This window comes from Streptomyces sp. NPDC043427 (genome assembly GCF_056436655.1).
This window is the reverse complement of sequence record NZ_JBWKCC010000012.1, coordinates 95,654-98,309: the sequence shown is the minus strand read 5'-3', so window position 1 is coordinate 98,309 and position 2,656 is coordinate 95,654. Positions and strand designations below refer to the sequence as shown.

At 69.9% G+C, this 2,656-nt stretch carries 3 protein-coding genes; 2 read left to right on the top strand and 1 reads right to left on the bottom strand.

The window, feature by feature from the left end; all coding sequences use genetic code 11:
* Window positions 1-169: 169 nt before the first annotated feature.
* Complete coding sequence (locus AC067M_RS20930) at window positions 170-1,240, top strand: hypothetical protein (RefSeq protein ID WP_478698503.1); 1,071 nt, start codon at window positions 170-172, stop codon at window positions 1,238-1,240.
* Between the two features lie 150 nt (window positions 1,241-1,390).
* Entirely contained in the window at window positions 1,391-1,699 is a 309-nt protein-coding gene (locus AC067M_RS20925; protein ID WP_478698502.1) for a hypothetical protein, read from the top strand.
* Window positions 1,700-1,775: 76 nt separating this feature from the next.
* On the opposite strand, the gene AC067M_RS20920 is transcribed toward AC067M_RS20925, so the two are convergent.
* A complete protein-coding gene (locus AC067M_RS20920) occupies window positions 1,776-2,615 on the bottom strand; it encodes an ABC transporter permease (protein ID WP_478698501.1) in 840 nt (279 codons plus the stop codon).
* Between the last annotated feature and the right edge of the window lie 41 nt (window positions 2,616-2,656).

The following is a 2,656-nucleotide window of genomic DNA, read 5'->3' as shown; positions in this document are numbered from 1 at the left end:
CCGGGGCGGTCCGAGGAGCATCACCCGGGCCCGGCGCCGTCCGTCATCCGCGGACGGCGTCGGGCCGTCGCGCTGCCCGGGCCGGCCGCGCGAGATCTGCCGTTCGGCAGATGTGCCGCAGGGCGCGGCCAGGAATGCTGAACACCAGAACATCCAAGGAGGAAGCGCGATGACACAGGTGACCGAGAACGCGTCATTACGGCGGGCGGACCGCGCAGCGGGTCCGGTGCGCCGCCGCTTCAACTGGCCGGACCGGATCGGCTACGCGGCCTTCCTGGCGCTGCTTCTCTACGGGCTCGCCCACACCTACTGGGCCTTCGGCGGAGACAACTTCCCCTTCGGCGCCGACGACGCCAACCCGGAGTACTCCGCCTTCGAGCACGTCGGGCGCGCCCAGCTGGCACCGTGGCTCGCGGCCGGCTTCCTGCTCAGCGCCGGAGTGGCCCTGCTGCTCGCGCTGCCCGGCCGCCGCCGGATCCCCACCCCGGTCCTGCTCGGCGCCACGGGCCTGTCCGCCGCCGCGGTGTTCTGCACACTCGCCGACTTCCGCATCCTCGGCAACCTCGCCTACGTCTTCATGCTGCGGTTCGGCGCCATCAACTGGACGGTGATCAACCAGCTGTTCGCGGTGGTCTCGGTGGGCCTGCTGGTCACGTCCGCGATCGCCTACCAGCGCCGTACCTCCGGCGCCTGCACGAGCTGCGGACGCACGGACTCGGGCGCCGGGTGGACCTCGCCGGAGGCCGCCGCCCGCTGGGGCAGGAAGGCCGTGTACACGGCGGTCGTCGTCCCCCTGCTGTACGCCAGCACCCGCTGGGCCTGGGCCCTGGGCTACCCGCTCGGCATCTCCGACGAGCTCTGGGAGGAGGGCAAGGAGGACCACCTCTGGATCTTCGGTGCCGCCCTCGCCACCATGGGCGCCCTCGGCTCGCTGCTCACCCTGGGCCTGGTGCAGCGCTGGGGCGAGGTCTTCCCGCGCTGGATGGTGGGCCTCAGGGGCAAGCGGGTGCCGCCGGCCCTGGCCATCGTCCCGGCCACGCTCGTCTCCGTCATGGTGACCATCGCCGGCGTCATGTACATCCGCCTGCAGTTCCAGGGATCCTTCGACAACCCGAAGGACGACTGGGGCGCCACGGTCCCGGAAATGGTCTGGCCGGTGTGGGGCGTCGCCCTGGCGGCCGCGACTCTCGCCTACTACTTCCGCCGGCGGGGCGTGTGCAAGCGCTGCGCCAGGGGATGAGCGCGGGGCGAAGGGGCCGGGACCGAGAAATCGGTTCCGGCCCCTTTTCTGTCGGTGGTCGGATTCCTTGTTTCGAAGCTGTCGATATGGCGTTGAGGCGCCAGGACCGGACTTTATTGAATGGGATTCCACCCAACAGGAGGTATTCATATGAGGAAGTTCGCCCACGCGATCGGAGCCGGCGTGGCCGGGCTCGCGCTGATCGGCGCCGCGCAGAGCAGTGCGCAGGCGGCGGATGCCGTGCCCAGCTGTGTGGTGGGCAAGCCGATCTACATGGTCACGGTCGGCGCCTCCATCACCAACAACTGCACCACCACCCAGCAGGTCAAGGTCAAGTACACCAAGGGCGGGGTGCCGTACATCCCCGCCAAGTGCCACACGGTCGAGCCGGGCAGCACGGTCAACACCATGGAACCCGTCTGGTACGCCGACCGCTATGTGGGGCTCATCCCCTGCTGATCCACACCGCGAACGCGTCTCGGCCCGGAACCAGTCACCTGGTTCCGGGCCGAGAGGCGTTGTCGGTGCGGGAGGTTCAGGTCGCCCGGCGGAAGCTGCGGATCGCCAGGGGAGCGGTGACGGCCACGAGCACCACACAGGCGCCCAGCGTCGCCAGGACCGTGCTGAGCCGGGGTTCTCCGAGCGCCAGGTCACGGGCGGCCGTGATCGCGTAGGACATGGGGTTGACCTCGGCGAATCCCTTCAACCAGCCGGGGAGGCCTTCGGCGGGCACGAAGGCGTTCGAGGCGAAGAGCAGCACCATGTTGACCATGCCGCCGATGGGCTGCAGTGCTTCCGGACGGCGCACCCAGGCGGAGAGCGCCATGAACAGCCAGCCCAGGGACCAGCCGAGCACCACCGCGACCAGCGCCGCGCCGAGCGAGCCGAGCACCCCGCCGTCCGGGCCGAACCCGAACACCAGGGTGGCCGCCACCAGCATGACGAGCATGTTGACGACGTTGAGCACGGTGTCCGCGATGCTCCGCCCGATCAGGACCGAACCGGTGTGGATCGGCATCGCCTTGAAGCGGGCGACGATCCCGTTGTTCATCTCCGTCGTCAGCGCCACCCCGGACTTGAGCCCCGCGCTGATCGAGCCGGTGACGAGGAACGCCGGCAACAGGTAGTCGATGTAGCTGACGCCCGCGGGGAACGCCGAGGTCTGCGAGACGCTCTTGAACACCTGGCTGAACACGGTCAGCATCAGGATGGGTTCGAGAACGCCCGGCAGGACCATGGCGGGTTCGCGCAGCACCCGCAGCGACCGGCCGGACAGGACGGAGATCTGCCGGAGCACGCCGGTCCCGCCGAACCGCGGGGGCGGTAGGAGGCCGCGGGAAACGGGCCGGGCCTCGGGGTGGGTGGTGATGGTCATCGAACATCCCTGCCTAGGGTCTGTCCGCCGGGACACGGTCC